21 protein-coding genes and 1 riboswitch are annotated in these 26,951 nt (G+C 66.3%); of the genes, 16 read left to right on the top strand and 5 right to left on the bottom strand.

From position 1 onward, the window contains the following. Together PNI01S_RS12260 and PNI01S_RS12255 are read left to right on the top strand one after the other, a co-directional pair. The coding region (locus PNI01S_RS12260; RefSeq protein WP_143514251.1) for a tandem-95 repeat protein at nucleotides 1-3,210 on the top strand (3,210 nt) is incomplete at its 5' end. Between the two features lie 116 nt (nucleotides 3,211-3,326). After that, a complete protein-coding gene (locus PNI01S_RS12255; protein ID WP_024767779.1) occupies nucleotides 3,327-3,656 on the top strand; it encodes a hypothetical protein in 330 nt (109 codons plus the stop codon). A gap of 510 nt (nucleotides 3,657-4,166) precedes the next feature. Here the strand turns inward: PNI01S_RS12255 and lapD are convergent. From lapD to PNI01S_RS12240, 3 genes are all read right to left on the bottom strand, one after another. Next, entirely contained in the window at nucleotides 4,167-6,110 is a 1,944-nt protein-coding gene (lapD, locus tag PNI01S_RS12250; RefSeq protein WP_038803270.1) for a cyclic di-GMP receptor LapD, read from the bottom strand. A gap of 27 nt (nucleotides 6,111-6,137) precedes the next feature. Next, on the bottom strand, nucleotides 6,138-6,818 hold the full coding sequence (gene lapG, locus PNI01S_RS12245) for a cysteine protease LapG (RefSeq protein WP_037008283.1): 681 nt from the start codon (nucleotides 6,816-6,818) through the stop codon (nucleotides 6,138-6,140). Nucleotides 6,819-7,007: 189 nt separating this feature from the next. Next, nucleotides 7,008-8,981, bottom strand: coding sequence for an alkyl/aryl-sulfatase (locus PNI01S_RS12240; protein ID WP_084358336.1), 1,974 nt, complete (start codon nucleotides 8,979-8,981; stop codon nucleotides 7,008-7,010). 98 nt (nucleotides 8,982-9,079) lie between these two features. On the opposite strand from PNI01S_RS12240, the gene PNI01S_RS12235 reads away from it, so the two are divergent. Next, on the top strand, nucleotides 9,080-9,988 hold the full coding sequence (locus PNI01S_RS12235; protein WP_084358335.1) for a LysR family transcriptional regulator: 909 nt from the start codon (nucleotides 9,080-9,082) through the stop codon (nucleotides 9,986-9,988). 68 nt (nucleotides 9,989-10,056) lie between these two features. Here the strand turns inward: PNI01S_RS12235 and PNI01S_RS28445 are convergent, their stop codons facing one another. Then, the gene (locus PNI01S_RS28445) at nucleotides 10,057-10,224 is read right to left on the bottom strand and encodes a hypothetical protein (RefSeq protein ID WP_156356647.1); all 168 of its coding nucleotides are present in this window, start codon (nucleotides 10,222-10,224) and stop codon (nucleotides 10,057-10,059) included. 123 nt (nucleotides 10,225-10,347) lie between these two features. Continuing rightward, entirely contained in the window at nucleotides 10,348-10,605 is a 258-nt protein-coding gene (locus PNI01S_RS12230) for a DUF1145 domain-containing protein (protein ID WP_024767733.1), read from the bottom strand. A 265-nt stretch (nucleotides 10,606-10,870) separates the two neighbouring features. Next, nucleotides 10,871-10,969: riboswitch (guanidine-I (ykkC/yxkD leader) on the top strand. Between the two features lie 57 nt (nucleotides 10,970-11,026). On the opposite strand from PNI01S_RS12230, the gene PNI01S_RS12225 reads away from it, so the two are divergent. The 13 genes from PNI01S_RS12225 to PNI01S_RS12165 all read left to right on the top strand — a co-directional run bounded on the left by PNI01S_RS12225 (nucleotide 11,027) and on the right by PNI01S_RS12165 (nucleotide 26,862). Further along, nucleotides 11,027-12,091: a putative urea ABC transporter substrate-binding protein gene (locus tag PNI01S_RS12225; protein WP_084358334.1), complete on the top strand. Its 1,065-nt coding sequence runs from the start codon at nucleotides 11,027-11,029 to the stop codon at nucleotides 12,089-12,091. Nucleotides 12,092-12,295: 204 nt separating this feature from the next. Further along, nucleotides 12,296-13,111, top strand: coding sequence for an ABC transporter permease (locus tag PNI01S_RS12220; RefSeq protein ID WP_084358333.1), 816 nt, complete (start codon nucleotides 12,296-12,298; stop codon nucleotides 13,109-13,111). Next, complete coding sequence (locus PNI01S_RS12215) at nucleotides 13,108-14,052, top strand: ABC transporter ATP-binding protein (protein WP_231387701.1); 945 nt, start codon at nucleotides 13,108-13,110, stop codon at nucleotides 14,050-14,052. The genes PNI01S_RS12220 and PNI01S_RS12215 overlap by 4 nt, the downstream gene beginning before the upstream one ends. Nucleotides 14,053-14,062: 10 nt before the next feature. Further along, the gene (locus tag PNI01S_RS12210; protein ID WP_084358332.1) at nucleotides 14,063-14,782 is read left to right on the top strand and encodes an urea amidolyase associated protein UAAP1; all 720 of its coding nucleotides are present in this window, start codon (nucleotides 14,063-14,065) and stop codon (nucleotides 14,780-14,782) included. An 11-nt stretch (nucleotides 14,783-14,793) separates the two neighbouring features. Continuing rightward, a complete protein-coding gene (locus tag PNI01S_RS12205) occupies nucleotides 14,794-15,429 on the top strand; it encodes an urea amidolyase associated protein UAAP2 (protein WP_037011240.1) in 636 nt (211 codons plus the stop codon). 183 nt (nucleotides 15,430-15,612) lie between these two features. Next, nucleotides 15,613-19,407 carry a 5-oxoprolinase/urea amidolyase family protein gene (locus tag PNI01S_RS12200; protein ID WP_084358331.1) on the top strand — a complete coding sequence of 1,265 codons (3,795 nt, stop codon included), beginning with the start codon at nucleotides 15,613-15,615 and terminating at the stop codon, nucleotides 19,405-19,407. A 239-nt stretch (nucleotides 19,408-19,646) separates the two neighbouring features. Beyond that, on the top strand, nucleotides 19,647-21,455 hold the full coding sequence (gene atzF, locus PNI01S_RS12195; protein ID WP_084358330.1) for an allophanate hydrolase: 1,809 nt from the start codon (nucleotides 19,647-19,649) through the stop codon (nucleotides 21,453-21,455). A gap of 174 nt (nucleotides 21,456-21,629) precedes the next feature. Next, on the top strand, nucleotides 21,630-22,703 hold the full coding sequence (locus tag PNI01S_RS12190) for a DUF2157 domain-containing protein (protein ID WP_024767727.1): 1,074 nt from the start codon (nucleotides 21,630-21,632) through the stop codon (nucleotides 22,701-22,703). After that, complete coding sequence (locus PNI01S_RS12185; RefSeq protein ID WP_084358329.1) at nucleotides 22,700-23,536, top strand: DUF4824 family protein; 837 nt, start codon at nucleotides 22,700-22,702, stop codon at nucleotides 23,534-23,536. Before PNI01S_RS12190 ends, PNI01S_RS12185 begins: the two co-directional genes overlap by 4 nt. 98 nt (nucleotides 23,537-23,634) lie before the next feature. Next, the gene (locus tag PNI01S_RS12180; RefSeq protein WP_024767725.1) at nucleotides 23,635-23,850 is read left to right on the top strand and encodes a cysteine-rich CWC family protein; all 216 of its coding nucleotides are present in this window, start codon (nucleotides 23,635-23,637) and stop codon (nucleotides 23,848-23,850) included. Further along, nucleotides 23,850-24,548, top strand: a complete 699-nt coding sequence (locus tag PNI01S_RS12175; protein ID WP_084358328.1) for a pseudouridine synthase — start codon at nucleotides 23,850-23,852, stop codon at nucleotides 24,546-24,548. The genes PNI01S_RS12180 and PNI01S_RS12175 overlap by 1 nt, the downstream gene beginning before the upstream one ends. A gap of 139 nt (nucleotides 24,549-24,687) precedes the next feature. Next, nucleotides 24,688-25,740 carry a L,D-transpeptidase gene (locus PNI01S_RS12170; RefSeq protein WP_024767723.1) on the top strand — a complete coding sequence of 351 codons (1,053 nt, stop codon included), beginning with the start codon at nucleotides 24,688-24,690 and terminating at the stop codon, nucleotides 25,738-25,740. A gap of 375 nt (nucleotides 25,741-26,115) precedes the next feature. Further along, entirely contained in the window at nucleotides 26,116-26,862 is a 747-nt protein-coding gene (locus PNI01S_RS12165) for a murein L,D-transpeptidase catalytic domain family protein (protein ID WP_024767722.1), read from the top strand. The last annotated feature ends 89 nt before the right edge of the window (nucleotides 26,863-26,951 follow it).

Here is a 26,951-nt window from a genome sequence, read left to right as displayed (position 1 = left end):
AGCGTCAACGTCACCCCGGTCAACGATGCCCCCGAAGCCAAGAACGACACCAAGTCCACCGGCGAGAACACCACCCTCAGCAGCCAGGTACCGGTGGCGACCGATATCGACAGCTCGGTCAACCCCAATGGCTACGCGCTGGTACAAGGGGTGGGCAGCGGCAACGGCAGCCTGACCTTCAACGCCAACGGCAGCTACGTGTTCAACCCCGGTACCGACTTCGACTCGCTCGCTCCGGGCGAGAGCCGCCAGGTGACCTTCACCTACACGGCGAAGGACGCCGAGGGCGCGGTCAGCGCACCGGCCACCGTGACCATCACCGTCAATGGCGCCAACGACGCGCCCAACGGCGCCGACAAGACCATCACCCTCGACGAAGACAGCAGCCGCAGCTTCAGCGCGACCGACTTCGGCTTCAGCGACGTCGACCACAACGATGCCCTCAGCGCCGTGCGCATCGACAGCCTGCCCGCCAACGGCAGCCTGAAGCTCAACGGCACTGCCGTGACTGCCGGCCAGGTGATCGACGCCGCCGACCTCGGCAAGCTGGTCTTCACCCCGGCAGCCAACGCCAACGGCAACAACTACGCCAACTTCACCTTCTCGGTGAAGGACAGCAACGGCGCCTTCGACGCTACGCCGAACAAGATCACCCTCAACGTCACCCCGGTGAACGACAATCCGGTGGCCGTGAACGACAACTTCACCCTCAGCGGTCTGCAAGGCAACTACTGGGGCTACCGCGAAGGCACCGATGGCGCCAACCTCACCAGCCTCAACCAGGTAGCAGCCTTTATCGCCGGCAAGGCCGCCGCCGCGACCTTTACCGCCACTTCGCTGAGCTACAACCTCAGCGGCGGCGACCTGGGCGGCGACGGCAACCTGCAGAAGTTCCTGGGCAATGACGCCGGTTCGCTGAACACCGACCCGGCGAACACCTCCGACGCGATCATCCAGCTGACCGGCGCAATCAATCTCAACGCCGGCAACTACCAGCTGCGGGTCAACGCCGACGATGGCTTCAGCATCAAGATCGACGGCGTGGAAGTCTTCCGCTACGACGCGAACCAGAGCCCGACAGGCCGCGAATCGGCGGTGTTCACCATCGCCCAGAGCGGTAACCACAGCATCGAGATCGTCTACTGGGATCAAGGCGGCCAGGCCCAACTGCAGGTCGAGATGCGTCCGCAGGGCGGTACCTACGCAACCGTCGGCGGCACCGCGCTGACCCACGCCGTGGGCGAGTTGGTGACCAATGAAGACACCCCGCTGACCATCGCGCCGAAAACCCTGCTGGGTAACGACAGTGATGTAGACGGCGACAGCCTGTCGATCCTCAGCGTCCAGGGCGCGGTGAACGGCACCGTCAAGCTGGACGGCGGCAACGTCGTGTTCACGCCGAACAAGGACTTCAACGGTACCGGCAGCTTCACCTACACCATCAGCGACGGCCACGGCGGCACCAGCACCGCGACCGTCACCGTGGGCGTCACCGCGGTGAACGACGCGCCAACCCTGGTGGCCGACACCGCCACCACCAAGGAAGACACGTCGGTCAAGATCGACGTACTGGCCAATGACACCGACGTGGACGGCGACAAACTCACCGTCAGCGCCGCCAGCGCCAGCAACGGCAGCGTAGTGATCAACACCGACGGTACTCTCAGCTACACGCCCAAGACCAACTTCAGCGGCAACGACACCATCAGCTACACCGTCAGTGACGGCCATGGCGGCACCGCCACCAGCACCGTCGCGGTCAGTGTCAGCCCGGTGGCCGATGCACCGCAGCTGATCAGCGGCAGCATCTTCCAGCTCAACCCAGGTGCGGTAACCATCAGCACCACCCAGGAAGTCACCCGCGCCGTGCTGGAGCAGGAAACCGGCCTGTCCAACAACGCCCTCAACGCCATCGACCCGCCCAAGGGCGCGCTGAACGATCCGGGCAACGTCACGGTGATTGACGGCGCTCTGACCAGCTCGGACTACAGCCTCACCGCTGGCAGCAAGATCAACTTCACCTGGGCCTTCACCAACGGCGAGAACACCGTCAGCGAAATCCAGGACGGCTTCAACGACATCGTTGCCCTGGTCGTCACCGACCCCACCGGCGCCAGGCAGGTCATCCAGGTGACCTCCTCGGAACAGCTGGGCGCCAGCGTGAACGGCAACGGCATCCAGAGCTTCACCGCGACCCAGAGCGGCAACTACCACTTCGACTGGCTGGTGCTCAACGGTGGTGACAATGGCAAGGACTCCAGCCTGGCCATCAGCAACACCACCGTGACCTTCGGCGGCAAGACCTACGGCTCGGCCGTGGACATCGCCCTGACCACCGGCCTGACCGACACCGATGGCTCCGAGAGCCTGAGCGTGAAGATCAGCGGTGTGCCGACCGATGCAGCATTCACGGCGGGGACCAAGACCGGCGCCGACACCTGGACCTTCACCGAGGCGCAACTGCACGACCTGCAGCTGCTCACTGCGGTGAACTACACCGGCACGCTGAACCTGAACGTCACCGCCATCGCCACCGAGTCCGACGGCAGCACTGCCAGCACCAGCGGCACCCTCTCCGTCACCGTCGCCACCACCACCAGCACCACGGCCAGCAACAACAACGACCTGCTGCACGGCCTGGATGGCAGCGACACCCTCAGCGGCGGAAACGGCCACGACATCATCTACGGCGGTACCGGCAACGACACCCTCAACGGTGGCAACGGCAATGACTCGCTGTATGGCGGCGCAGGCAACGACACCCTCAACGGTGATGCCGGCAACGACCTGCTGGTGGGCAACGAGGGCAACGACATCCTCAACGGCGGCGCGGGCGACGACATCCTGATCGGCGGCAAGGGCAGCGATACCCTCACCGGTGGCTCGGGTGCCGATACCTTCCTGTGGCGTGCGGGGGATACCGGCAGTGCGACCATCACCGACTTCAAGGCCAGCGAGGGTGACCGCATCGACCTTAGCGACCTGCTGCCCGATGCCGCGCACAACGACATCCTCAGCTACCTGAAGGTGGACACCACGACCTCGACCCTGCAGGTGAGCACCACCGGGCAGATCAACAATGGCGGTGCCGCGGACGTCACCATCAAGCTGAGCGGCGTCGACCTCTCCGCCTACGGCTCGACCTCCACCGAGATCGTCAACAAGCTGGTGGCGGGTTCCGACCCGGTGGTCAAGACTGAGCATCACTGATCCGCGGTTGCCGCAAGGCTGCCAAACGGTCAGGCTCTGACACGGCGACAGCGGGGCCACCCTTCGGGGTGGTTCCGCTGTCGCTCCTTCACATCACGATAAATGGGGACGGGTCGATGCTGTACATCCAGCGCAACGCCGAGGGAAAAGTGGCGCGCGTCGAGGACGCCGAATTCGAAGGCGCCACCGGCACGCTGCCGGCGGACCATCCGGACATCCAGGCCTGGGCGGCCGAAAGCAGCCTGCTGCAGCTCAAGCAGAGCGATCTGGACATGATCCGGGTACTGGAAGACCTGATCTCGGTGCTGATCACCAAGGGCGTGATCCGCATCACCGACCTGCCGCCGGCGGCGCGCTCGAAACTGCTCAACCGGACCCAGGCGCGGGAAGCCCTGGGCGGGCTGACGCGGCTGATCAACGACGACGAGGAAACGGGGCTGATCTGAGCCCCGTTTTCCTTTGCGCGACGGCCCCGCGGCATCCCCTGTAGGAGCGAGCTTGCTCGCGAACGGCCCCGCAGCGGGGCAAATTCGCGAGCAAGCTCGCTCTTACAGAAAGCAGCTCCGTATTAGCTTTGGCTCTGAAGACTTCCAGAGAAGCATCAGCGCACTCCGGACTGCCCCTTTCAGGAGGCCTCGTTGAAGCGCAGTTTCAGGGGTTGAGCGACATGGATGTCGCGAGAGCCACGATGGGCCAGGGATGGCCCGTCGTGGCGTGCCCCTGAAACTTCGGTTCAACGAGGGTATTTTTCGCCTAAGCGAAAAACCGGATGGAGGGGCAAGACCTTTGCCTCCTTTGGGTGGGGCGGCCATCCGTCGTTTGCCAAAGGAGGTCGCCCGAGGGGGCGAAACGGAAAGTCCGCGCGTACGCCGAAGCGGCGCAGAAACAACGAAGCTCGGGCAACAGCATCGCGGACAAAGTCCGCTCCTACGAAAAGCACCCCGCCCCGCCGTCGATCACCAGGGCGCCGGCCCACCGAACAACTGCCCCTGCACGCCCTGAATCCCCATCTCTTTCAACACCCGGAATTCCCCGGCCGTCTCCACGCGCTCGGCGATCAGCGGCAGGTCGATGCTGTGCGCGGCCCGCTGCATCGCCTCGATGAACAGGCGCTTGTCGTTCTCCTGGTCGATGTGGCGGATGTGGCTGCCGTCCACCTTGAGATAAGCCAGGCCCAGACGAGCCAGGTTGCCGATCATGCTGAAGCGCCCACCGAAGTGCTGCAGGCTCAGGCGATAACCCAGCTCGCCAAGGCGACGGGTCAGCACCTCCAGCACCGCTTGTGCCGGCAACTGGTCTTCCTCCAGCTCCAGGGTCAGGCGCCCGGCGAACTGCGGATGCTGCTTCAGCAGGTCGAATACCCGGGTGGTCGCCCACTCGTCACGCAGCAACGCGGCGGACAGGTTCAGCGCCAGCGGGCGATTGTGCCTGGCCATGTCGGCCAGCACGCTTTCGAGCATCAGCAGGTCCAGCCGCGCGGTCCAGCCGAAGCGGTCCAGCCAGGGCAGGAAGCGCCCGGCGGCGATGCTGCCGCCCTGCCCGTCCGGCAGGCGCGAGAGCACCTTGTAGTGCAGCACGACCTGCGGATCGGCGCAGGACACCACCGCCTGGAAATGCAGCTGGAAGCGCTTGTGCACCAGCGCCTCGTCCAGCAACTGGTGCCAGGTGTGGCGCTCCTCCGCGACCGGTTTCGCCCCGCCCTGGAGGAAGGCCCAGCAGCTGTCGTTCTGTCGTTCGGCCTGCACCAGCGCCTCATCGGCGCGCTGCAACAATGCCTGCGCCGATTCGCCGGAAACGAAAGGCACCAGCCCCAGGCACGCCACCGGGCTCACATCGCTGGCGCCGGTGGAGACCAGCGCGGCCAGCATGCCTTCCAGGCGCATCGCCAGCGCCGGTGCGTCCTCGGGCATCAGCCCTGGCGCCAGCATGACGAACTCGCCGCCGCGGCTGCGCGCCAGGGTCAGGCCGGCACCCAGGCCCTGCCCGGCCAGGCGCAGCTGGTCCGCCACGGCCTTGAGCAACTGGTCGACACGCTGGCCGCCCAGGCGCTGGTTGAGTCCGGCGAGGTCGTTGACCCGCAGCACCAGCAGCACGCCGCTGCTGACCTGATCCTCGGCGCTCAGTCGGTTGTGCAGCTGCATGTCGAAGAAGCGCCGGTTGCCCAGCCCGGTCAGGCTGTCCTGATAGGCCTCGTCGCGCAGGCGTTCGCTGCGCTGGGCCTGTTCCTGGAACAGCGCCTTGAGCTTCTCCACCATCTGGTTCATCGCCTGCACCACACGGCGCAGTTCAGGGGTACGCGGCAGCTCCGGCAGGCTGAGGAACTCGCGGCGGGCGATGGCGTGCGACTGCTCCACCATGTAGTCCAGCGGCTTCAGCTGGCGGCGCAGCAGGATGGCGCCGAGCACGGCGCTGGCGATGCCGCACAGTACCAGCCAGAGCAGGCTGCCCAGGGCGCTCTGCCAGAGCTTGGCGATGGCGAACATCGGGTGGCTGAGCACCTCGACCCGTGCTGCCTGGGTCCAGCCGCGGCTGACGATGGCATCGCCGCCGGCCGAGTGCAGGTCGATCAGAGAAATGAACCACTGCGGCACCTTGGCCGCCACCGCGTCGGGCACCCCGGTACGCTCGACCATGACCTTGCCGGAGGCCAGGTCGATCACACGGATGCTCTCGAAGTAGCCACTGTCGAAGATCGAGCTGACCATCAGCTCGACCATCGCCGGGTCGTCGATGTTCGGCGTCAGCGACAGACCCAGCGCGGTGGCCGCGTCCTGGGCGTGGGAGCGCAGCTGGTTGCCGTACTGCTCGCGCGAGCTTTCCAGGCTGACCATGAAGCTGCCGCTGAAAGCGACCACCAGGAACAGGCAGATGGCGATCAACAACTGTTTGAACAGGGACATCGTGTCTCCAGGCTCCCCCCAGAGGAGCTATTCGTTCGAAGGGAATCCTTCGGCCTTCATCTTCTTCAACAGGTCCTGCCAGCGCGACAGCCGCTTGCTGTCGCCCACCTGCTTGCCACCACCCGCGCCGCTGCCGGCGAGCCACAGGCCCTCGCCGTTGAAGGCGTACACCGGCTGCAGGTCGCTGCGCTGGCTGGCCGGCAGGATGCTGCCGATCAGGTTGTCCAGCACCAGTGGCACGGCATCGGGCCTCGGGTAGTAAGTCAGCACCATATGCGCCTGGTTCAAACGCAATGCCTTGACGTAGGTAATGCGCAGCTTCTGCGCCGGCACGCCCAGATGTCGCAGGCTGATGTACTTGGCGATGGCGAAGTCCTCGCAATCGCCGGCGCCCTTGAGCAGCGCCTCGACCGGCGTGGCCCAGTAGTCCACCTCGTGCCAGAGGCTGAGGTCGTCGGTAAAGCGCAGCTGGTCGTTGAAGAAGCGATTGACCGCCTGCAGCTGGTCGCGTTCTGCAGCAGTGGACTGCTCCGCGAGCATTTTCTGCCAGGCATCGATACGCACCTGGCCATCGCCCAACGGGCCGTATAGGCGCGCGGACTGCTCGCTGATCAGCTTGAAGTCCCACTCGACCTGCTGTGCGCCCGCCAGGACGAACGATGCGGCCAGCACCAGGGCCAACGACCCTGGCCAGCAACGGCGCAACATCCTCGAACAACGGCTGAACACGATCGCGACTACTCGACTGCGAGCGCCGGCAACCAGCTGCAGGCGCAGGGGTCGCATGGTGCAGACTGGGCGCGAAAAAAACAATGGCACAATGCAATCACTGCATTGTGCCATCACCGGATGACGCGGCCTGGAGGGATGTCAGCCGCGCCGGAAAGGGGAGCGCGTTCAGCTCTTTTCGGGCGGGGTCACGATGTCGAACCAGAAGTTGAAGTCATCAAGCAGGCCGAACAACTTCGCCAGCAACAGCGGGTTGCCCGAGCTCTTGAGCTTGCCCTCGAACACCAGGCGCACCGGCGAAACCTCCTTGAGCATCAGGCGGTTGAGGTCGGCGCGGTCGATGGTCACGGTCTGCCCGGCGTTTTCGCTCTGCACGCCCTTGATGTTGTTCAGGTGCGAGTTCTTCAGCTCCAGCAGGTACTGCTCGTTCTTGTCCGGCAGCACCAGGTTGATGCTGAAGTCCTCGCCTTCGGCCTTCTGCGCATTCATCCGCACGCCGAGGTAGTCGAACAGCAGGCCGGTATCCATGGCCGCCAGCGCATCGGGATTGCTGACGCGCAGCGATGGCAGGTTCCGCGGTACGCCGTTGCGCAGCTCCTGCGCGGCAACCAGGTAGCTGTTGCGCCAGCCGGCGTTCTCCGCCTGGTAGCCGAGCTGCTCCAGGGCGTCCGCCTGCAGGTTGCGCGCGGCCTGGTTGGTCGGGTCGGCGAAGACCAGCTTGTTCACCACCTCCACCACCCAGCGGTATTCACCCTTGTCGAACGAGGCCTTGGCCATCTGCAAAAGGTGATCGGCACCGCCCATGAACTCGACGTATTTCTTCGCCGAATCCTCCGGCGCCAGCGGGTTCAGGGTCGCCGGGTTGCTGTCGTAGTAGCCCAGGTACTTGTTCACCACCGCACGCACGTTGTGGCTGACGCTGCCGTGGTAGCCACGGTTGAACCACTCGTTGGCCAGCTCCGGCGGCACCTTCAGGCGCTCGTGGATCTGGTTGATGGTCACCCCGTTGTTGGCCAGGTGCAGCGTCTGGTCGTTCAGGTAGCCGTACATGTCACGCTGCTTCTCCAGCGTGCGGACGATGTCCTCGTGGCCCCAGCGCGGCCAGTTGTGCACGGCGAACATCACCTCGGCCTTGTCGCCGAAACGGTGCAGCGCCTCGTTGATGTACTTGCTCCACCCCAGCGGGTCGCGCGTCTCGGCACCGCGCAGGGTATAGAGGTTGTGCAGGGTGGCGGTGACGTTCTCGGCCATCAGCAACGCCTTCTGCTGCGGCAGCCAGACGTTCATTTCCGCCGGCGATTCGGTGCCCGGGGTGTTCTGGAAGGTGAAGGGCACGCCGTCGATTTCCAGGTCCTGCAGCTCGCCATCGATCAGTTTCGTCGGCGCGATGATGCTCAGCGGGCCGTGTGCCACGCCCTTGCCGATGGCCATGTCGACCTGCCCCTGCGGGCCCTTGGGCAGAACGGTGCCGTACTGGTAGGTGGCACGGCGGATCATGGCGTTGCCGGCCATGACGTTTTCCTTGATCGCCGCCTCCATGAAGCCCTTGGGCGCGATGATCTGCACCTCGCCCTTGTCCACCTGCTCCTGGCTGACCAGGCCCTTCACCCCGCCGAAGTGGTCGACATGGGCATGGCTGTAGATGATCGCGCGGATCGGCTTCTGCCCCAGCTCCTGGCTCACCAGGGCGTAGGCAGCCTTGGAGGTCGCCGGAGTGGTCAGGGTGTCGATGACGATCCAGCCGGTCTTACCCTCGATGAAGGTGGTGTTGGCCAGGTCGTAGCCGCGTACCTGGTAGATGCCGTCGGTGACCTTGAACAGCCCGTAGGACAGGTTCAGCTGCGCCTGGCGCATCAGGCTGGGGTTGACGCTGCCCAGGTCTTTCGCGGCCTTGATGAAGTCGTAGTCGCCCAGTTGCCAGGCGACGCTGCCGTCATCGTTCTTGATCACCAGGTTGTCCGGGCGCTTGATCAGGCCCTTCTCCACCCGGTCGAAGTCGGCGCGATCGCTGAACGGCAGCGTCTGGCGCACCTGTTCCTGGGCGGCTTCGGTGAAGGAGGTCGGCGGTTTGGGCTGCTCGGCGGCGATCAGCAGGCCGGGGCAGAGACCGGCCAGCAGGAGGGCAGCGGAAAGACGGGACATTCGGAAGGCTCCGGTATTTGTTGTTGTGCTCGCACTATGCCGGCCGTCGCGCTAATAATTCCAATGCATTCCAATTTCAATATCGATGCAGGAAGCGCATGAGCGATCTCCGTCAGCTACGCCACTTCGTCGCCCTCGCCGAGCACGGCCACTTCGCCCGTGCCGCCGATGCGGTGAATCTTAGCCAACCCGCCCTGTCGCGCAGTATCCAGGCGCTGGAGGGCCAGCTGAACTGCCAGCTGGTGGACCGCAACCCGCGCGGCGTCACCCTCACCGCCCACGGCCGGCTGGTACTGGAGCATGCCCGCCGACTGCTGGCTGGCGATCGCGCGCTGAAGAACGCGGTGCTGCAACTGGCGGACCTGGAAACCGGCGAGCTGCGCCTGGGCGCCGGCCCCTTCCCCGGCGCGCGACTGCTGCCCCAGGTACTGGCGCGCTACAGCAGCGCCCACCCGAAGGTGTCGATCCTGCTGTCCATCGAAAACTGGGGCGAATTGCAGCAGCGCCTGCTGGATGACGAGCTGGAGCTGTTCGTCGCCGACTACCGCGAACTGGAGGGCGACAGTCGCCTCGAGATTCTGCCGCTGCGCGAGCACCGCGGCGTGCTGTTCTGCCGGCCAGGGCATCCGCTGATGGCCGGCCAACCCTCGCTCGACAGCGTGCTCAGCTATCCGCTGGCGGGGCCTCGCCTGCCCCGCGACGCCCACGAGGGACTCTCGCGCATCCTGGGCCGCGCACAACCGTTGAGCGTGCAGTGCGATGACGTGCTGATGCTCAAGGAGTTGGTGAAGGGCAGCGACGTGCTCTGCCTCGCCACCTGGGACGTGGTCGCCGCCGATGTCCAGGCTGGCAGGCTCGCCGTGCTGCCCTGGCCCAATGGCGAAGTGGCCGGGCGCGGCTCAGCCTACGCGCTGGTGCGGCACGCCGGCCGCAGCCTGTCGCCGGCGGCCAGCCAGTTCGTCGAGCTGTTGCTGGAGGAAGACGCGGCATTCAATACCGCGTCATGAGTGATTCCGCAGGAGGGCGTGGAGCGCAGCGATAGCCATCGGCCCCACGCTCCGATCGAACCGGCAACTCACCGGTGCCAGCCCTGGTAGGGGCCACCGTAGTAAGCCGGCGGTGGCGGCGCAGGGCGATAATAGTGCGGGCGATCGCGCCAGCCTCCACGGTCGTGGTCATGCTCGTAGACCACGCAGCCGGTCAACGGAAGGATCATCAGTACAGCAGCGAAGAAACGACGCATGGCGCCTCCATCAAGCGAGCCGGCCGCCCCGCCGGGATGCGGGGCGTACATTCTTCCGGTCTCGCAAGATCAGACATTCCGCTCAGAACACGGTGCCGCGTCGAAAAGTAAAGCTTGGGTAAATCAGCCGTTTACAGTTTCCAGACGGCGAACCTTGCGGCTTTGCAGATGCAGCACGCCAAACAGCAGCACCTGCACCTTCTCGGTGACCGAACGCCGACGCGCCAGCAACAGCACCTCGCCCACATGCACCACCAGCAGGATCGCGGAGAGCCACAGCAGCGGGCGATGCAACTCGCCGAACGGATAGATCAGGTTGAGCACGGCGGCGAGCCAGAACATGGTCAGCGCGCCCTTGGCAAAGCTCAGCAACTCGGACATGGCGATGGATTCCTCAAGGTGAAGGTCGCAGCAGTCTGCCGCCGGCCACGCCCGCCACGCTCCTGCCTTTCGACTGGCCCGCGCACCAGGAAGCGGCGCCACGCTTCATTTGAGGGCAGGCGAACGCCCTCGCGTGCACCGAAAAACATCCACCACTCCACCGTAGCCCTTCTGCCCCGGCACTTTCGCCGACTTGGCACGCCGCTCGCTTTATTTCGCCTGTGCAGGAACGATCCGAAGCACTCGGACAGCGGCACCACAATCTGAAATGGATGACTAGGGTTCCGGCTCGCCAAGCGAGTGACTGGTCCGAGAGTCATCGACCTCCAGCGAGGTTACACGGCGGGACAAAAGCCCGGGAGACGAGAGCGACACGTGCCGCCCGACTCCTGCCTGCCCGACAATCGACTGGAGATGCTCCATGCGCAAGCCCCTTCTGACCGCCCTGCTCGCTGCCGGCCTCGCCGCCTTCAGCCTCTCAGCCTCCGCCGCCGCGAAGAACAGCTTCAACCTCTGCTGGACCATCTACGCCGGCTGGATGCCCTGGGAATACGCGGCCAGCCACGGCATCGTCGACAAGTGGGCGAAGAAGTACGGCATCGAGATCAAGGTCACCCAGCTCAACGACTACATCGAGTCGATCAACCAGTACACCGCGGGCCAGTTCGACGGCTGCACCATGACCAACATGGACGCCCTGACCATTCCCGCCGCCGGCGGCGTCGACTCCACCGCGCTGATCGTCAGCGACTTCTCCAACGGCAACGACGGCATCGTCCTCAAGGGCGAAGGCAAGACCCTGGCCGACCTCAAGGGGCAGAACGTCAACCTCGTGGAGCTCTCGGTCTCCCACTACCTGCTCGCCCGCGCGCTGGAAAGCGCCCGCCTGAGCGAGAAGGACGTGAAGACGGTGAACACCTCCGACGCCGACATCGCCGCCGCCTTCAACACCGACGAGGTGCAGGCCGTGACCACCTGGAACCCGATGCTCGCCGAGGCCCGCGCCAAGCCGGGCACTACCGAGGTGTTCAACTCCAGCCAGATCCCCGGCGAGATCATGGACATGATGGTGGTCAACAGCGCCGTCCTGAAGGACAACCCGGCGCTGGGCAAGGCCCTGACCGGCGCCTGGTTCGAGACCGTCGCGCTGATGCAGGGCGACAGCGCCGACACCCGCGCCGCGCTGGAACACATGGCCAAGGCCTCGGGCACCGACCTCGCCGGCTACCAGAGCCAGCTCGCCACCACCAAGCTGTTTGCCACGCCGCAGGAGGCGCTGGCCTTTGCCACCAGCCCGAAACTGCCGGCGACCATGGACAAGGTCGCGGCCTTCTCCTTCGCCCACGGCCTGCTCGGCGAAGGCGCGAAAAGCGCCGACGCGGTGGGCATGAGCTTCGCCGGCGGGCTTTCCACCGGCGACGCGAAGAATCTCAAGCTGCGCTTCGATCCGAGCTACGTGCAGATGGCGGCTGAGGGAAAGCTCTGACACCGGAGCCTGCAAGAGCCCCTCACCCTAACCCTCTCCCAGAGGGAGAGGGAACTGGTTGGTGCAGGTTGAAACCCTGGCATCCGCCGGCACGGACAACCCCCTCTCCCTCCGGGAGAGGGCTGGGGTGAGGGAAAAGCATCGGCACGAACTCACGCAAAGCAGTAAACGGCCCCAAAGGCCCGCAATAAACAGGTACGACGCATGCGCCTGATCAACCGAACCCCCGACCGCAGCGGCCGTCTGTTCCTGGTGCTGCTGCCCTTCGCCCTGCTGCTGTTCGCCTACTTCGCGGGCTCCACCTCGCGGCTGGCGGAGAACCCCAACGACAAGCTGCTGCCCAGCGCCGCGCAGATGGCCGACGCGGTGAACCGCCTGGCTTTCAGCGAAGACAAGCGCACCGGCGACGTGCTGTTCTGGCAGGACACCGGCGCCAGCCTGCAACGCCTCGGCATGGGACTGGGCATCGCCGCCCTGCTCGGCATGGTGCTGGGCATTGCCGCCGGCAGCGTGCCGCTGTTCAGTGCGCCGCTATCGCCGCTGCTCACCGTGCTGTCGATGATCCCGCCGCTGGCGATCCTGCCGGTGCTGTTCATCGTCTTCGGCCTCGGCGAGCTGTCCAAGGTGATGCTGATCGTCATCGGCGTCGCCCCCTGCATCGCCCGTGACATCGAACAGCGCGCGAGGGAAATCCCCCGCGAACTGCTGATCAAGGCGCAAACCCTGGGCGCCAGCACCTGGACGCTGATCCTGCGCGTGGTGCTGCCGCAACTGATGCCGCGCCTGCTGATTTCCCTGCGCCTGATGCTCGGCTCGGCCTGGCTGTTCCTCATCGCCGCCGAAGCCATCGCCTCTACCGACGGCCTGGGCTACCGCATCTTCCTCGTGCGCCGCTACCTGGCCATGGACGTGATCCTGCCCTACGTGGTGTGGATCACTGCGCTGGCCTGGCTGATGGACTACGGCCTGCGCCTGCTCACCCGGCGTGCCTTCCCCTGGTACGAAGGAGGCAAGGCATGAATGATAAACAGACAAGCAGCGTAGCGAGCGCTACGAGTGCCAGTTGCCCGAAGCACAGCAACCGGAGTGAACACATAGTCCATGAGGATTGCGAGCACCGCGCAACGCAGCAATCGCAACGCGCAGTAGCTGCCACTCCTTTCATCAACGTGAAGAACGTCTGGCAGGAGTACGCCGGCAACGTAGTGCTGGAGCGCCTCAACCTGGAGGTAAAGGAAGGCGAGTTCTGCACCCTGGTCGGCGCCTCCGGCTGCGGCAAGTCCACCTTCCTGCGCCTGCTGCTCGGCCAGGAGCGCCCCAGCCGTGGCGAGCTGCTGCTCGAAGGCCAACCGCTGCCGGGCGAGCCCGACCCGAGCCGTGGCGTGGTGTTCCAGCGCTACTCGGTGTTCCCGCATCTGTCCGTGCTCGACAACGTCGCCCTTGGCCTGGAGTTGCCACGTTCGCCGCTGCTCGGCCGGCTGCTGGGCAACGCCAAGCGCGAGGCCCGCGAGCAGGCCGCCGCCCTGCTCGAACGGGTCGGCCTCGGCCATGCGCTGAAGCAATATCCGACCGCTCTCTCCGGCGGCATGCAGCAACGTCTGGCGATTGCCCAGGCGCTGATCATGAAGCCCCGCGTGCTGCTGCTCGACGAACCCTTCGGCGCGCTCGACCCCGGTATCCGCCAGGACATGCACACCCTGCTGCTGGAGCTGTGGCAGGAAACCCGGCTCACCGTATTCATGGTCACCCACGACCTCGCCGAGGGCTTCAGCCTGGGCACCCGCCTGCTGGTCTTCGACAAGGTCCGCCACGACCCGCAGGCACCCACCGCCTACGGCGCCCGTATCACCTACGACATACCGCTCAACGCCGACCGCAAGGCCGCCCGCGCCGCCCTGCCCGAACCGCTCGCCGCGCGCCTGGAAACGGCCGCCGCCCCGCTGATCACGCCGGCCTACTGAGGAGCCCGCCATGAACGAACTACGCACCACGCTGTACGAAGAAACCGTCCCCGGCGGCGGCCATACCTCCTTCGTCCTCAAGCGCGGCCAGGTGCTGCGCCTGACCGATATCGAAGGCGGCGGCAACGTCAGCCTGCTGCTGTTCAACGCCGCCGAGAAAAGCGAGCGGCTGAACCTGCCCGACAGCCTCAAATGTCAGCACACCGCCAAGCTCACCGCCGGCCACTGCCTGTACTCGGACATGGGCCGCGTGCTCGCCGCCATCACCGCCGACAGCTGCGGCTGGCACGACAGCTTCGGCGGCGTGCTGAACGCCGCCGAAGTGCAGGAGAAATACGGCCAGGGGCGCTACCAGGAACTGCGCAACGGCTTCCACCGCAACGGCGTGGACAACCTGCTGGTGGAGATGGGCAAGTGGGACATGCGCCTGCAGGACCTGCTGATGTGCCTGAACCTGTTCAGCCGCGTGGACGTCGATGCCGACGGCTGCTTGCGCTTCGCCCAGGGCAACTCCAAGGCCGGCGACTACGTCGAGCTCTACGCACCAATGGACACGCTGGTGGTGCTAACCGCCCTGCAACACCCCCTGGACCCGAACCCGCAGTACGCACCCAAGCCCATCGGCCTGACCTGGCAGCAGGTCGCCGCCGACGGCATCAGCGTGCTCTGCCGCACGTCCCGCCCGGAGAACGGCCGCGGCTTCCACAACACCGAACGCCAGTACCTGTAAGGAGCGCGAGCATGCCCATCGTCCCCAGCGCCAAACACCCCGAAGCCTGCGTCTCGCGCACCCTGATCCCGGCCGGCGAACCCAGCCTCACCGAACTCAAGGCCGGTCAGACCCTGCGCATCCTCGACCTGGAAGGCAACCAGGCGGTGGACACGCTGTTCTTCAGCGCCGCCAATCCGCGCGAGCGCTACGACGTACAGCGCACCCTGCGCAAACAGGGGCAGGTCTACCTCAGCGCCGGCAGCGTGCTCTGGTCCAATCTCGGCAACCCGATGCTGACCATCACCGCCGACACCTGCGGCCGCCACGACACCCTCGGCGGCGCCTGCGCCCAGGAGAGCAACACCGTGCGCTACGCCCTGGACAAGCGCTACATGCACAGCTGTCGCGACAACTTCCTGCGCGCCAGCCTGCACGACGGCCGCCTGAGCAAGGCCGACATCAGCCACAACATCAACTTCTTCATGAACGTGCCGGTCACCGCCGAAGGCGGCCTGACCTTCGAGGACGGCATCTCCGCTGCCGGCAAGTACGTCGAGCTGCTCGCACACATGGATGTCATCGTCCTGATCTCCAACTGCCCACAGCTCAACAACCCCTGCAACGGCTGGAACCCGACGCCGGCGGAGCTGCTGGTATGGAACTGACCGCGCGCCTGCGCCAGTGGCTGTTCGCGCTCTGCCAGAGCCGCAGCGCCCAGTGCAGCGCGACGCTGCGCCAGCCCGCGAACCGGGACGAATCCGCCCCGTAGAACCACTCCAGCACCACGGACGACCGTGGCGCACACCGAATCATGGCGGGACGGCCCGCCACCCCATGGGGATGCCCTCATGTTCGACAAGCTCCTGATCGCCAACCGCGGCGCCATTGCCTGCCGCATCCTGCGCACGCTCAATGAACTGAACGTGGGCGGCGTCGCCGTGTACTCCGAAGCCGACGCCGCCAGCCTGCACCTCCAGCAGGCCGCCCAGGCCATCAGCCTCGGCGAAGGCCCGGCCTCCAGCACCTATCTGGTCGTGGAGAAAATCCTCGCCGCCGCCCGCGCCAGCGGCGCCCAGGCGATCCACCCCGGCTACGGCTTCCTCTCGGAAAACGCTGCCTTCGCCGAAGCCTGCGAAGCCGCCGGCATCGCCTTCGTCGGCCCGACGCCGGAGCAACTGCGCGTATTCGGCCTCAAGCACACCGCCCGAGCACTGGCCCGCGAACAGGGCGTGCCAATGCTCGAAGGCACCGACCTGCTGCCCGACCTCGAAGCCGCGTTGCTCGCCGGTGAAGAAGTCGGCTACCCGGTGATGCTGAAAAGCACCGCCGGCGGTGGCGGCATCGGCATGCGCGTGTGCCGCTCGGCGGACGAACTGCGCGATGCCTTCGATGCCGTGAAGCGCCTGGGGCAGAACAACTTCAGCGACTCGGGCGTGTTCATCGAGAAGTACATCCAGCGCGCCCGCCACCTGGAAGTGCAGGTGTTCGGCGACGGCCAGGGCGAAGTGATCGCCCTCGGCGTGCGCGACTGCTCGGTGCAGCGGCGCAACCAGAAAGTGCTGGAGGAAACCCCGGCGCCCAACCTGCCTGCCGGCATGGCCGAAGCCCTGTGCGCAGCGGCGATCCAGTTGGCGAAAGCCGTCAGCTACCGCAGCGCCGGCACCGTGGAGTTCGTCTACGACAGCGACGCGCAGCGCTTCTATTTCCTCGAAGTGAACACCCGCCTGCAAGTCGAGCATGGCGTCACCGAACAGGTCTGGGGCGTCGATCTGGTGCGCTGGATGATCGAACTCGCCGCCGGCGACTTGCCGCCGCTGGCCGAACTGGCGACCACGCTGAAACCCTCCGGCCACGCCATCCAGGCAAGGTTGTACGCGGAAGACCCCGGCCGCGACTTCCAACCCTGTCCCGGCCTGCTCACCGCCGTGCAGTTCCCGCCGGCGGACGGCAAGGCGCTGCGCATCGATACCTGGGTCGAGGCCGGCTGCGAGATTCCGCCTTACTTCGACCCGATGATCGCCAAACTCATCGCCTGGGCGCCGACCCGCGAGCAGGCCAGCGCCGGCCTCGACCGCGCGCTGGCCGAGAGCGTGCTCTACGGCGTGGAATGCAACCGCGACTACCTGCGGCAGATCATCAAGGACGCCCCCTTCGCCAGCGGCTCGCCCTGGACTCGCTGCCTGGAAGGTCTGCGCTACCGCGCGCAGACCTTCGAAGTGATCAGCGCCGGCACCCAGACCAGCGTGCAGGACTACCCCGGCCGCCTCGGCTACTGGGCCGTGGGCGTACCGCCGTCCGGGCCGATGGACGACCGCGCACTGCGCCTGGGCAACCAGTTACTGGGCAACCCCGAAGGCGCCGCCGCGCTGGAAATCACCATGAGCGGCCCGACCCTGCGCTTCAACACCGATGCCGTCGTGGCCGTCACCGGCGCGGCGTTGCCGATCAGCCTGGATGGCGTCGAGCAGCCGATGAACACCGCGCTGTTCATCGCCGCCGGCTCGACCCTGAGCCTGGGTACCGTGAGTGGCGCCGGCGCGCGCAGCTACCTGTGCCTGCGTGGTGGCCTGCAAGTGCCGGATTATCTGGGCAGCAAGAGCACCTTCACCCTCGGCCAGTTCGGCGGCCACGGCGGCCGCGCGCTGCGCGCCGGCGACGTACTGCACCTCGACGCGCTAGCAGACGCACGGCACGGTGAAAGCCTGCCGGCGGAACTGCGCACCGACCTCCCGGCCTTGCGCAGCATCCGCGTGATCTACGGCCCCCACGGCGCGCCGGAATACTTCACCCCGGCCTACATCCAGACCTTCTTCGCCACCGACTGGGAAGTGCACTTCAACTCCAGCCGCACCGGCGTACGGCTGATCGGGCCGAAACCGGAATGGGTGCGCGAGAGCGGCGGCGAGGCCGGCCTGCACCCGTCGAACATCCACGACAACCCCTACGCCATCGGCGCGGTGGACTTCACCGGCGACATGCCGGTGATCCTTGGCCCGGACGGCCCGAGCCTGGGCGGCTTCGTCTGCCCGGTGACGGTGATCGAGGCCGACCTGTGGCAGCTTGGGCAGCTCAAGGCGGGGGACAGGGTGCGTTTCCTGCCGGTGGATATCGCCGCCGCCCGCGACCTGGCCGCCTTTCGTCGGAGCGAGTTTGCTCGCGAACCCGCAAAACGCCGAGATCACCAGCAGGAAGCATTCGCGAGCAAGCCCGCTCCTACCGGTATGCAACTCACCTCTAGCGCAGACGGCCTTCCCTCACCCCAACCCTCTCCCAGAGGGAGAGGGGGCTATTCGGAGCAGCCGGAAAGTACGGCACCTATCGACCGCTCGGACAGCCCCCTCTCCCGCTTGCGGGAGAGGGCGGGGGGTGAGGGCAGTCCAAGCATCGCGCTCACCTCCCCCATCGTCCTCGACCTCGGCCAGGACGATACCCGCCTGGTCGCCCGCCTCTCCGGCGACACCCACCTGCTGCTGGAAATCGGCCAGCCCGAACTGGACCTGGTCCTGCGCTTCCGCGGTCACGCACTGATGCAGGCGCTGGAAGCGAAGCACCTCGCCGGCGTGATCGACCTCACCCCCGGCATCCGCTCGCTGCAGGTGCACTACCAGCCGGAAACCCTGCCGCTGCAAAGCCTGCTGGAAACCGTCGCCGGACTCTGGGACGCCGTCTGCGCCGCGCAGGACCTCAAGGTCCCCTCGCGCATCGTGCACCTGCCGCTGTCCTGGGACGACCCGGCCTGCCAACTGGCCATCGAGAAATACATGACCACGGTGCGCAAGGACGCGCCCTGGTGCCCGAGCAACCTGGAGTTCATCCGCCGCATCAACGAGCTGCCGGACCTGGAGGCGGTGTACCGCACCGTGTTCGAGGCCAGTTACCTGGTGATGGGCCTCGGTGACGTCTACCTCGGCGCACCGGTGGCCACGCCGCTGGACCCGCGCCACCGCCTGGTGACCACCAAGTACAACCCGGCGCGCACCTGGACCGCGGAAAACTCCGTGGGCATCGGCGGCGCCTATCTGTGCGTCTACGGCATGGAAGGCCCCGGCGGCTACCAGTTCGTCGGCCGCACCCTGCAGATGTGGAACCGCTACCGCGAGGTCGCGGCGTTCGACGGCAAGCCCTGGCTGCTGCGCTTCTTCGACCAGATCCGCTTCTACCCGGTGTCGGCGGACGAACTGCTGCGCATCCGCCGCGACTTCCCGTTGGGCCGCTACCCGCTGCGCATTGAAGAAAGCGAACTGCGCCTGGCCGACTACCAGGCCTTCCTCGCCGAGGAAGCCGACAGCATCGATGCCTTCCGCCGCCACCAGCGCGCTGCCTTCGATGCCGAGCGCGAACGCTGGATCGCCTCCGGTCAGGCCCACTTCGAGAGCGACGAAGCCGCCATCGACACCGGCGACGAAGCCCCGCTCGGCGCCGGCCAGCACGCCGTGGAAAGCCACATCGCCGGCAACCTCTGGCAGGTGCAGGTGGAAGCCGGCGCCAGCGTGAAGGCCGGCGACATCCTGGTGATCCTCGAATCCATGAAGATGGAAATCCCCCTGACTGCCCCGCGTGACGGCGTGGTGCGCGAGGTCCGCGTGCAGCCCGGCTCGCCGGTGCGCGCCGGGCAGCGGGTGGTGGTGATGGAGGAGGCTTGAGCTGACGTTATCGATCTGGCCAGGAGCCCCTCACCCTACCCCTCTCCCAGAGGGAGAGGGGACTGTTCGGAGTGGGCCTCAGCGCTGGATCCAACCTGAACCACAGTTCGCGCCACCAGGCCGACCATGGTTCGAACCCAACACCGAGCCGGACTGCTCTTCCCCCCTCTCCCTCCGGGAGAGGGCCGGGGGTGAGGGCAGCCCTGCCAGAGAACTGATCGGCCCAAGGAAACACGACCATGCCCACCACCTTCGACCTCCGCCTTGCCACCCTGCGCGCCGCCTACCGTGAAGGCCGCGCCACGCCGCGCCAACTGGTCGCCGAACTGCGCGACAAGGCCGCCGCGCTGAACCCGGACTACCACCTGTTCATCCACCTGCTGACGCTGGAGGAACTGGAGCCCTACCTGGCCGCGCTGGATGAGAAATCGCCGGACAGCCTGCCGCTCTACGGCATCCCCTTCGCCATCAAGGACAACATCGACCTCGCCGGTATCCCCACCACCGCCGCCTGCCCGGCGTTCGCCTACACGCCGGAAACATCCGCGACGCTGGTGCAGCAACTGATCGAGCTGGGCGCCATCCCGCTGGGCAAGACCAACCTCGACCAGTTCGCCACCGGCCTCAATGGTACCCGCTCGCCCTATGGCGAATGCCGCAACAGCGTGCTGCCCGAGTACCCGTCGGGCGGCTCCAGCGCCGGCTCCTCGCTGGCCGTGGCGCTGGGCGTGGCGAGCTTCGCCCTGGGCACCGACACCGCCGGCTCCGGCCGTGTGCCGGCAGCGCTCAACGGCCTGCTGGGGCTGAAACCGAGCAAGGGGCTGCTGTCCAACCACGGCCTGGTGCCGGCCTGCCGCACCCTGGACTGCATCACCTACTTCACCGCCAGTGCCGCCGAAGCCAGCGAGCTGCTCGCTCTCACGGCAAGGCTCGATCCACGGGACGGCTACAGCCGCGCCAATCCGGCATGGAACGACGCCAGCACCTTCGGTGCACCCAAGCCTTTCCGCTTCGGTGTTCCCCGCGCCGATCAACTGGAATTCTTCGGCTGCCACGAAGGCCCGGTGCTGTTCACCGACGCCCTGGACCAGCTCAAGGCCATGGGCGGCGAGGCGCAGGAAATCGACTTCGCGCCCTTCCTCGAAGCCGCGCGCCTGCTCTACGAAGGCCCCTGGGTCGCCGAGCGCTACAGCGTGGCAGGCGAGCTGATCGAGCGTGACCCGCAAGCGGTGCTGCCAGTGATCCGCGACGTACTGGCGAAGGCTCCCGACGCAACCGCCGTGCAGACGTTCCGCGCGCAATACCGCCTGCAGGAACTCAAGGCACAGTGCGATGCGATCCTCGCCGACCTCGACTGCGTGCTCACCCCCACCATCGGCCGCCCGGTGACGCTGGACGAGCTGCACGCCGAACCGGTCAAGCGCAATTCCGACCTGGGCTACTACACCAACTTCATGAACCTGCTGGACTACGCCGCCGTCGCCGTGCCCAGTGCAATCATGGGCAACGGCCTGCCCTGGGGTGTGACCCTGTTCGGCCGCGCCTTCACCGACCAGTACCTGCTCGGCGTGGCCGATACGCTGCAGCGCCGGCACAACCTGCCGCTTACCGGCGGCAACGCCATCGCACCGAGCGCCTCAGCCAACACCGCGCGCCACGACCGTACGCGCCTGGTGGTCTGCGGGGCGCACCTCGACGGCCTGGCACTGAACGGGCAATTGCGCCAGCGCGGTGCCCGCCTGTTGCGCGCCACCCGCAGCGCGCCGGCCTACAAGCTCTACGCGCTGGCTGGCGGCCCACCGCTGCGCCCCGGCATGCTGCGCGTAGCCGAAGACGGCGTGGCCATCGAAGTGGAAGTCTGGGAACTGCCCAGCGCCGAACTGGGCTCCTTCCTCACCGGCATCCCGGCACCGCTGGGGCTGGGCAAGGTGCAACTGGAGGATGGCAGTTGGGAGACCGGTTTCATCTGCGACGCCTGGGGCCTGGACGGCGCCGAGGACATCAGCCGCTTCGGCGGCTGGCGGGCGTGGCTGGCCAGCCGCGCCTGACTCGCCCTTACGTTCAGGGCTGCATCATCGGCATTTTGCCGAAGCTCCCTGCGAGAGCGGACCACGCCCGCAATGGCTTAGAGCGCGATGCGCTCTAAGCCTCTCCCACGCAGCGATGGAACCCCTTCGCGCCACCAGCTAGAGTCGAGGTATCACCCGCCGCAAGGACCGGCCATGCCCGACCTCAGCCACCAGCAGGCGCAGCAGCGCGTCAACGATATCCAGGCCTTCGACCGCGAACTGCGTCGCCTGCGCGAGGAAGGCGCCCTCATTCTCGACAACACCCAGCACGAACGCCTGCACGAACACCAGCAACGCCTGCTCACCGACTACCGCGCACGTTTCGACATCGACCGCGACAGCCAGGACCATCGCCTGTCGCTGGGCATGCGCATCGCCTCCTTCCTCGGCGCGCTGGCCCTGGCCGCCAGCCTGTTCTTCCTCTTCTACCAGTTCTGGGGTCTGTTCGGAGAAAGCGTGCAAGTCATCATCCTCATCGCGGCCTCGCTGATCAGCCTGCTGCTGACCCTCGTACTGCAACGCCGCGACGCCTCCGGCTACTTCGCCAAGCTCGGCGCCATGCTGGCCTTCGCCTGCTTCGTGCTGAACGTCGTGATGCTCGGGCAGATATTCAATATCACCCCGTCCGACAAGGCCCTGCTGCCCTGGGCCGCCTATGCGCTGCTGCTGGCCTACACCTGCAACACACGCCTGCTGCTGGCCGCCGCGCTGATCTGCGTGATGGGTTACGTCGCCGCGCGGGTCGGCACCTGGAGCGGTGCCTACTGGCTGGACGTCGGCGAACGCCCGGAAAACTTCTTCCCCGCCGCGTTGCTGATCTTCCTCGTGCCGTCGTTCATTTCCCAGCATCGTTTCGACGGTTTCGCCACGATCTACCGGGTATTCGGTCTGCTCGGGCTGTTCCTGCCCATGCTGGTACTGGCCAATTGGGGCGGCAGCAGTTACCTGCCACTGCGTTATGCGACGGTGGAAAGCCTCTACCAGGTGCTCGGCTTCGTCGCCTCTGCACTGGTGATCTGGCTCGGCGCGCGACGCGAGTGGCCGGAAGTGGTCAATACCGGGCTGACCTTCTTCGTGATCTTCCTCTACACCAAGTTCTTCGACTGGTGGTGGGAGGTCATGCCCAAGTACCTGTTCTTCCTCGTGCTGGGTCTGTGCGCGGTGCTGATCCTGCTGGTCCTGCGCCGCCTGCGTCGCGCCCACGGCCTGCTGGGAGCCCGCCCATGAACTGGACACGTACTCACGCACTGGCCAGCGGCGTCGGCCTCATCCTGCTGGTGAACGCCGTCGCCCTGGGTGGCGTTGCCTGGAACCGCTCCGGCGAGCCGGACAGCGTGCTGCCGCTCAGCCAGCGCGAGCTGCTGCGCAACAACGACTGGTACAAGGAGAACAGCGGCCTGAGCCTGCGCCTGCACTGGCGCACGCCCAGCCGCGACGATGAGGCACGGCAACACAACCGGGGCTGGCAGCCCGCCCTCGACGGCCAGAAGATGGCCGAACTCGGCTTCGCCATGCCCGAGCAGGTCGACGACGACAGCGCCCGGCGCTTCGGCCGCCAGCAATCGCGCGCGGCCCTGCTGGTGCTGGAGCTCAACGGCCCGCTTCACGAGCGCGAAGTGCAGCTGACCCGCAAGCGTCTCGACGAAGCCCGCCGGGCCGCCGATGCCGCACCGCAGAATGCCCGCCTGGCGGACGAGCGCGACTTCATCCGCCGCGAACTGGATAGCGTGGAAAAGACCGACACCCGCCTGCTGCTCAAGGACGTCGGCCTGGACCTGCAGGCGTTGCGGGCCCGTTACCCCGATCGCCAGCGCTACCTGATCGTCCACGGCCAGGTACGCCCCGTTTCCAACTACTACCAGCACATCTGGACCCTCGGCGGCACCGCCAGCTCCATCGGCACCGACAGCCTCAACGTGCCGTACCAGTGGCGCGAGCGGCTGGACCAGATCACCGCGCAGCCTCACCGGGCAGCGGACGGCCGCGCCCAGCCCTTCGTCGCCGAAGTCGCCTTCGGCCAGCGCCTGGAACCCTGGATCCAGCGCATCGACATGCCCTGACCGGCACCCGCCGCGCCGATCCGAATCCGCTTGCGCGATGCGGGTCGGCGCTGCAACCTGTGCCCCCGCCTCACCGCCATTTCCTGCCCTGACCGGCCATGAACGACGTCACTCCCGATCCCAGCCGCTGCCCGCTCTGCGGCCAGTCCAACCGCTGCAACCAGGCCGATCCGGCGCTGGAAGGCCAGCCGTGCTGGTGCTTCAGCACGCGCATCGACCGCAACGCACTGGAGCGCATCCCGCCCGAGCTGGTCGACCGTGCCTGCCTTTGCCCGCGCTGCGCTGCCGGGCTGAAGGACGATGAGACCGCCTGATGCGTCTGGACCGTTTCATCGCCAACCTGCCCCACCTGAACCGCCAGCAAGCCCGCCAATTGCTCGCCGAAGGCCGCCTGCGCGTCGACGGCCTGGTGGTGCGCGATGGTCGCCATGAAGTGCGCGAATTCTCCCGCGTGGAGCTGGACGATGACCTGCTGCAGGCCGGCAAGCCAGCGCGCTACTTCATGCTGCACAAGCCCGCCGGCTGCGTCAGCGCCACCCGCGATGCCGAGCACCGCACCGTGCTCGACCTGCTCGACGAACCGGACAAACATGAACTGCATATCGGCGGCCGCCTGGACTACAACACCACCGGCCTGCTGCTCATCACCAACGACGGGCAATGGTCGCGGCGCATGACGCTGCCGGGGCGCAAGCTGCCCAAGGTCTATTACGTCGAGACCGAGGCCCCGATCCAGGAACGCTACATCGAGACCTTCGAGCGGGGCCTGTACTTCGCCTTCGAAGACCTCACCACCCTGCCCGCCCAGTTGGAAATCCTCGACACTCGCACCGCGCGCCTGACCCTGCACGAAGGCCGCTACCACCAGGTCAAGCGCATGTTCGGCCATTTCCAGAACAAGGTGACGCGCCTGCACCGCGAGCGCATGGGCAGCCTGGCGCTGGACCCGGCCTTGCAACCCGGGGAATACCGCGCGCTGACTGTGCAGGAAGTCGCCGAATTGGATCGGTAGCGGACTCCGTCAGCTCCTACAGATCATGTCCCTCTAAACATTCAGAAGAGTCCCACGCAAACCATTCAGCCCGGCAGTTTGCAGCCTTCGCCGCCGCTTGGCTAAGCTCCCTGCCATGCCCGCGCCGTAAGGAAAGGTGATGAAGAAACTGTCGGTTGCCCTGCTGATCGCCCTGAGCGCCAGCGTCGCCTTCGCCAATCCGAGCAAGCCCTCGCCGCTTTCGGACCTGCAGGCAGCGCTGAAGACGCTCAAGCCCGGCCAATTCCTCTGGTACCCGGAGATATCGCCGGCCGGTCCGGTCACCCTGGTGGTCAGCCTCACCGAGCAGCGCGCCTACGTGTACCGCAATGGCATCGCCATTGGCGTAGCCACCGTCAGCACCGGCAAGAAGGGCAAGGAGACCCCTACCGGCGTGTTCTCCATCCTGCAGAAGAAAGTCGAGTACCACTCCGACCTCTACAACAGTGCACCGATGCCCTACATGCAGCGCCTGACCTGGGACGGTATCGCCCTGCACGCCGGCAACCTGCCGGGCTACCCGGCCTCCCACGGCTGCATCCGCCTGCCGATGGCGTTCGCCAAGAAGCTGTACGAAGTCACCGGCTTCACCTCCACCACCGTGATCATCTCCGACGCCAAGAGCTCGCCCGTGGAGGTTTACCACCCCGGCCTGCTCGCGCCCATCGTCAGTGATGGCCGCGCCGCCGGCCCGCACGACGACAGTGGCATGGTGGTGCCGTTCTGGAGCGATCCCGGCGCGGAGAAGGGGCCGGTCTCCGTGCTGGTCAGCCGCGCCGACCGCCGCCTCTACGTCTACCGCGGGGGCCTGCAGATCGGCACCGCACCGGTAGCCTTCGAGCACCCGGAAGAACGGACCGGCGTCGCCGCCTTCTCCCTCATGGAAAAGCCCTCGCAAACCGAAATCGACAGCGAGAACCCCAACCTGCGCTGGACCAGCGTGCAGGTCAGCGACCCGCAGCGAGGCCTGTCGCCTGCCGAGCAACTGGGCAAGTTCAGCCTCGACCGCGAATTCCTGCGCAACCTGCTGGCCAGCATGGACGTGGGCAGCACCCTGGTAATCACTGACCTGCCATCCACCCGCGACATGCGCAGCAACCCGGACTTCACGGTGATCACCACCAACGACCGCAAGGCCGAGCAGAAACCGATCAAGAACCAGAGCGTGGAGTAGCAGCATGAACCGGAGCGACGTCGAAGCGCTCCGGATTTCTCCTACAACCTCTTCATCGTTTCCCTGCCCCCATTGCCAACCGCCCACGCCAAACTGCCAGCCCTCACCTGCGGACAGACGGCCTCAAGTCGGCCGTGCAAGCAGCCGAAGAATCTCGAAACACAAAGAGTCAAGGCGCCTGTCCGAGGTGGGTTCCTTTCGTCTTACGTCCCGCATACCGGCGCTCCGCGGCGATTTCTTGCCCTGGAAAGTTCGTAATTACCGACGGGCGGAACCATACTTGATTAAAAAACAAACACATCACTGGTCAAAAATCACGCACAATGCGGCGTTTCCCAGAAAAAACCATATCGATTCAACGGGAATGTTGTATTCATGCTGACTTTCTTGAAGTTACGGGGGTTCTTCCGGATTTCGCTCGCCAGTGCCGCGCTCTTCGCGATCGGTAGCTGGCAGACCGCGTCCGCTGCTGCCCTGCCCACGGCCGAGGACCTGCACCGCCTCGCGCCGGCGACCAATACCGAGACCCTGCGCCTGGCGCTCAGTGCGCTGCAGTGCGCCAGTACCCAGTTGGGCGGCCAGAACCGCCTGCTGACGGTGATCGATTACTCCAAGCCATCCCGCGACAAGCGCCTCTGGGTCTTCGACCTGAAGCAGCGCAAACTGCTCTTCGAGGAGTGGGTCGCCCATGGCAAGAAGAGTGGCGACGACATGGCCACCTCCTTCTCCAATCGCCCGGAGAGCTTCCAGTCCTCCATCGGCCTGTACCAGACCGGTCAGACCTACAGCGGCAAGCACGGTCGGTCCCTGCGCCTGCTGGGCCTGGAGCCTGGCTTCAACGACAACAGCGAAGAACGCGCCATCGTCATGCATGCCGCCGCCTACGCCGACCCGAAGGTCGTCCCCGGCCTCGGCCGCCTGGGCCGCAGCCTCGGCTGCCCGGCTGTGCGCCCGCAGGTGGCGCAGCAGCTCATCGATACGGTGAAGAACGGCAGCTACGTGTTCGCCTACTACCCGCAGCAGCAATACCTGAAAACCTCGCAGTTCCTCGCCGGGCAGAGCTGCACCGTGGCGAAGAACCCGCAGATCAATCGCTACGCCACCAACCTCGCCCGGCGTTGATCGCTGCCTGCCCCTGAAACGAAAACCGCCGGCTGATGCCGGCGGTTTGCATTTGGATTGCCACCTTCCAGTCTCTGGGCTAGCATCGC

Source organism: Pseudomonas nitroreducens NBRC 12694 (genome assembly GCF_002091755.1).
GTDB classification, from domain to species: Bacteria; Pseudomonadota; Gammaproteobacteria; order Pseudomonadales; family Pseudomonadaceae; genus Pseudomonas; species Pseudomonas nitroreducens.
This window is presented reverse-complemented; position numbering and strand designations above follow the sequence as displayed.

Bases quoted from the DNA above. Each gene is read 5' to 3' on its own strand.
- PNI01S_RS12255 (WP_024767779.1), top strand. From the start codon at position 3,327: ATGCTGTACATCCAGCGCAACGCCGAGGGAAAAGTGGCGCGCGTCGAG.
- lapD (WP_038803270.1), bottom strand. From the start codon at position 6,110: ATGTCCCTGTTCAAACAGTTGTTGATCGCCATCTGCCTGTTCCTGGTG.
- lapG (WP_037008283.1), bottom strand. From the start codon at position 6,818: ATGTTGCGCCGTTGCTGGCCAGGGTCGTTGGCCCTGGTGCTGGCCGCA.
- PNI01S_RS12240 (WP_084358336.1), bottom strand. From the start codon at position 8,981: ATGTCCCGTCTTTCCGCTGCCCTCCTGCTGGCCGGTCTCTGCCCCGGC.
- PNI01S_RS12235 (WP_084358335.1), top strand. From the start codon at position 9,080: ATGAGCGATCTCCGTCAGCTACGCCACTTCGTCGCCCTCGCCGAGCAC.
- PNI01S_RS28445 (WP_156356647.1), bottom strand. From the start codon at position 10,224: ATGCGTCGTTTCTTCGCTGCTGTACTGATGATCCTTCCGTTGACCGGC.
- PNI01S_RS12230 (WP_024767733.1), bottom strand. From the start codon at position 10,605: ATGTCCGAGTTGCTGAGCTTTGCCAAGGGCGCGCTGACCATGTTCTGG.
- PNI01S_RS12225 (WP_084358334.1), top strand. From the start codon at position 11,027: ATGCGCAAGCCCCTTCTGACCGCCCTGCTCGCTGCCGGCCTCGCCGCC.
- PNI01S_RS12220 (WP_084358333.1), top strand. From the start codon at position 12,296: ATGCGCCTGATCAACCGAACCCCCGACCGCAGCGGCCGTCTGTTCCTG.
- PNI01S_RS12215 (WP_231387701.1), top strand. From the start codon at position 13,108: ATGAATGATAAACAGACAAGCAGCGTAGCGAGCGCTACGAGTGCCAGT.
- PNI01S_RS12210 (WP_084358332.1), top strand. From the start codon at position 14,063: ATGAACGAACTACGCACCACGCTGTACGAAGAAACCGTCCCCGGCGGC.
- PNI01S_RS12205 (WP_037011240.1), top strand. From the start codon at position 14,794: ATGCCCATCGTCCCCAGCGCCAAACACCCCGAAGCCTGCGTCTCGCGC.
- PNI01S_RS12200 (WP_084358331.1), top strand. From the start codon at position 15,613: ATGTTCGACAAGCTCCTGATCGCCAACCGCGGCGCCATTGCCTGCCGC.
- atzF (WP_084358330.1), top strand. From the start codon at position 19,647: ATGCCCACCACCTTCGACCTCCGCCTTGCCACCCTGCGCGCCGCCTAC.
- PNI01S_RS12190 (WP_024767727.1), top strand. From the start codon at position 21,630: ATGCCCGACCTCAGCCACCAGCAGGCGCAGCAGCGCGTCAACGATATC.
- PNI01S_RS12185 (WP_084358329.1), top strand. From the start codon at position 22,700: ATGAACTGGACACGTACTCACGCACTGGCCAGCGGCGTCGGCCTCATC.
- PNI01S_RS12180 (WP_024767725.1), top strand. From the start codon at position 23,635: ATGAACGACGTCACTCCCGATCCCAGCCGCTGCCCGCTCTGCGGCCAG.
- PNI01S_RS12175 (WP_084358328.1), top strand. From the start codon at position 23,850: ATGCGTCTGGACCGTTTCATCGCCAACCTGCCCCACCTGAACCGCCAG.
- PNI01S_RS12170 (WP_024767723.1), top strand. From the start codon at position 24,688: ATGAAGAAACTGTCGGTTGCCCTGCTGATCGCCCTGAGCGCCAGCGTC.
- PNI01S_RS12165 (WP_024767722.1), top strand. From the start codon at position 26,116: ATGCTGACTTTCTTGAAGTTACGGGGGTTCTTCCGGATTTCGCTCGCC.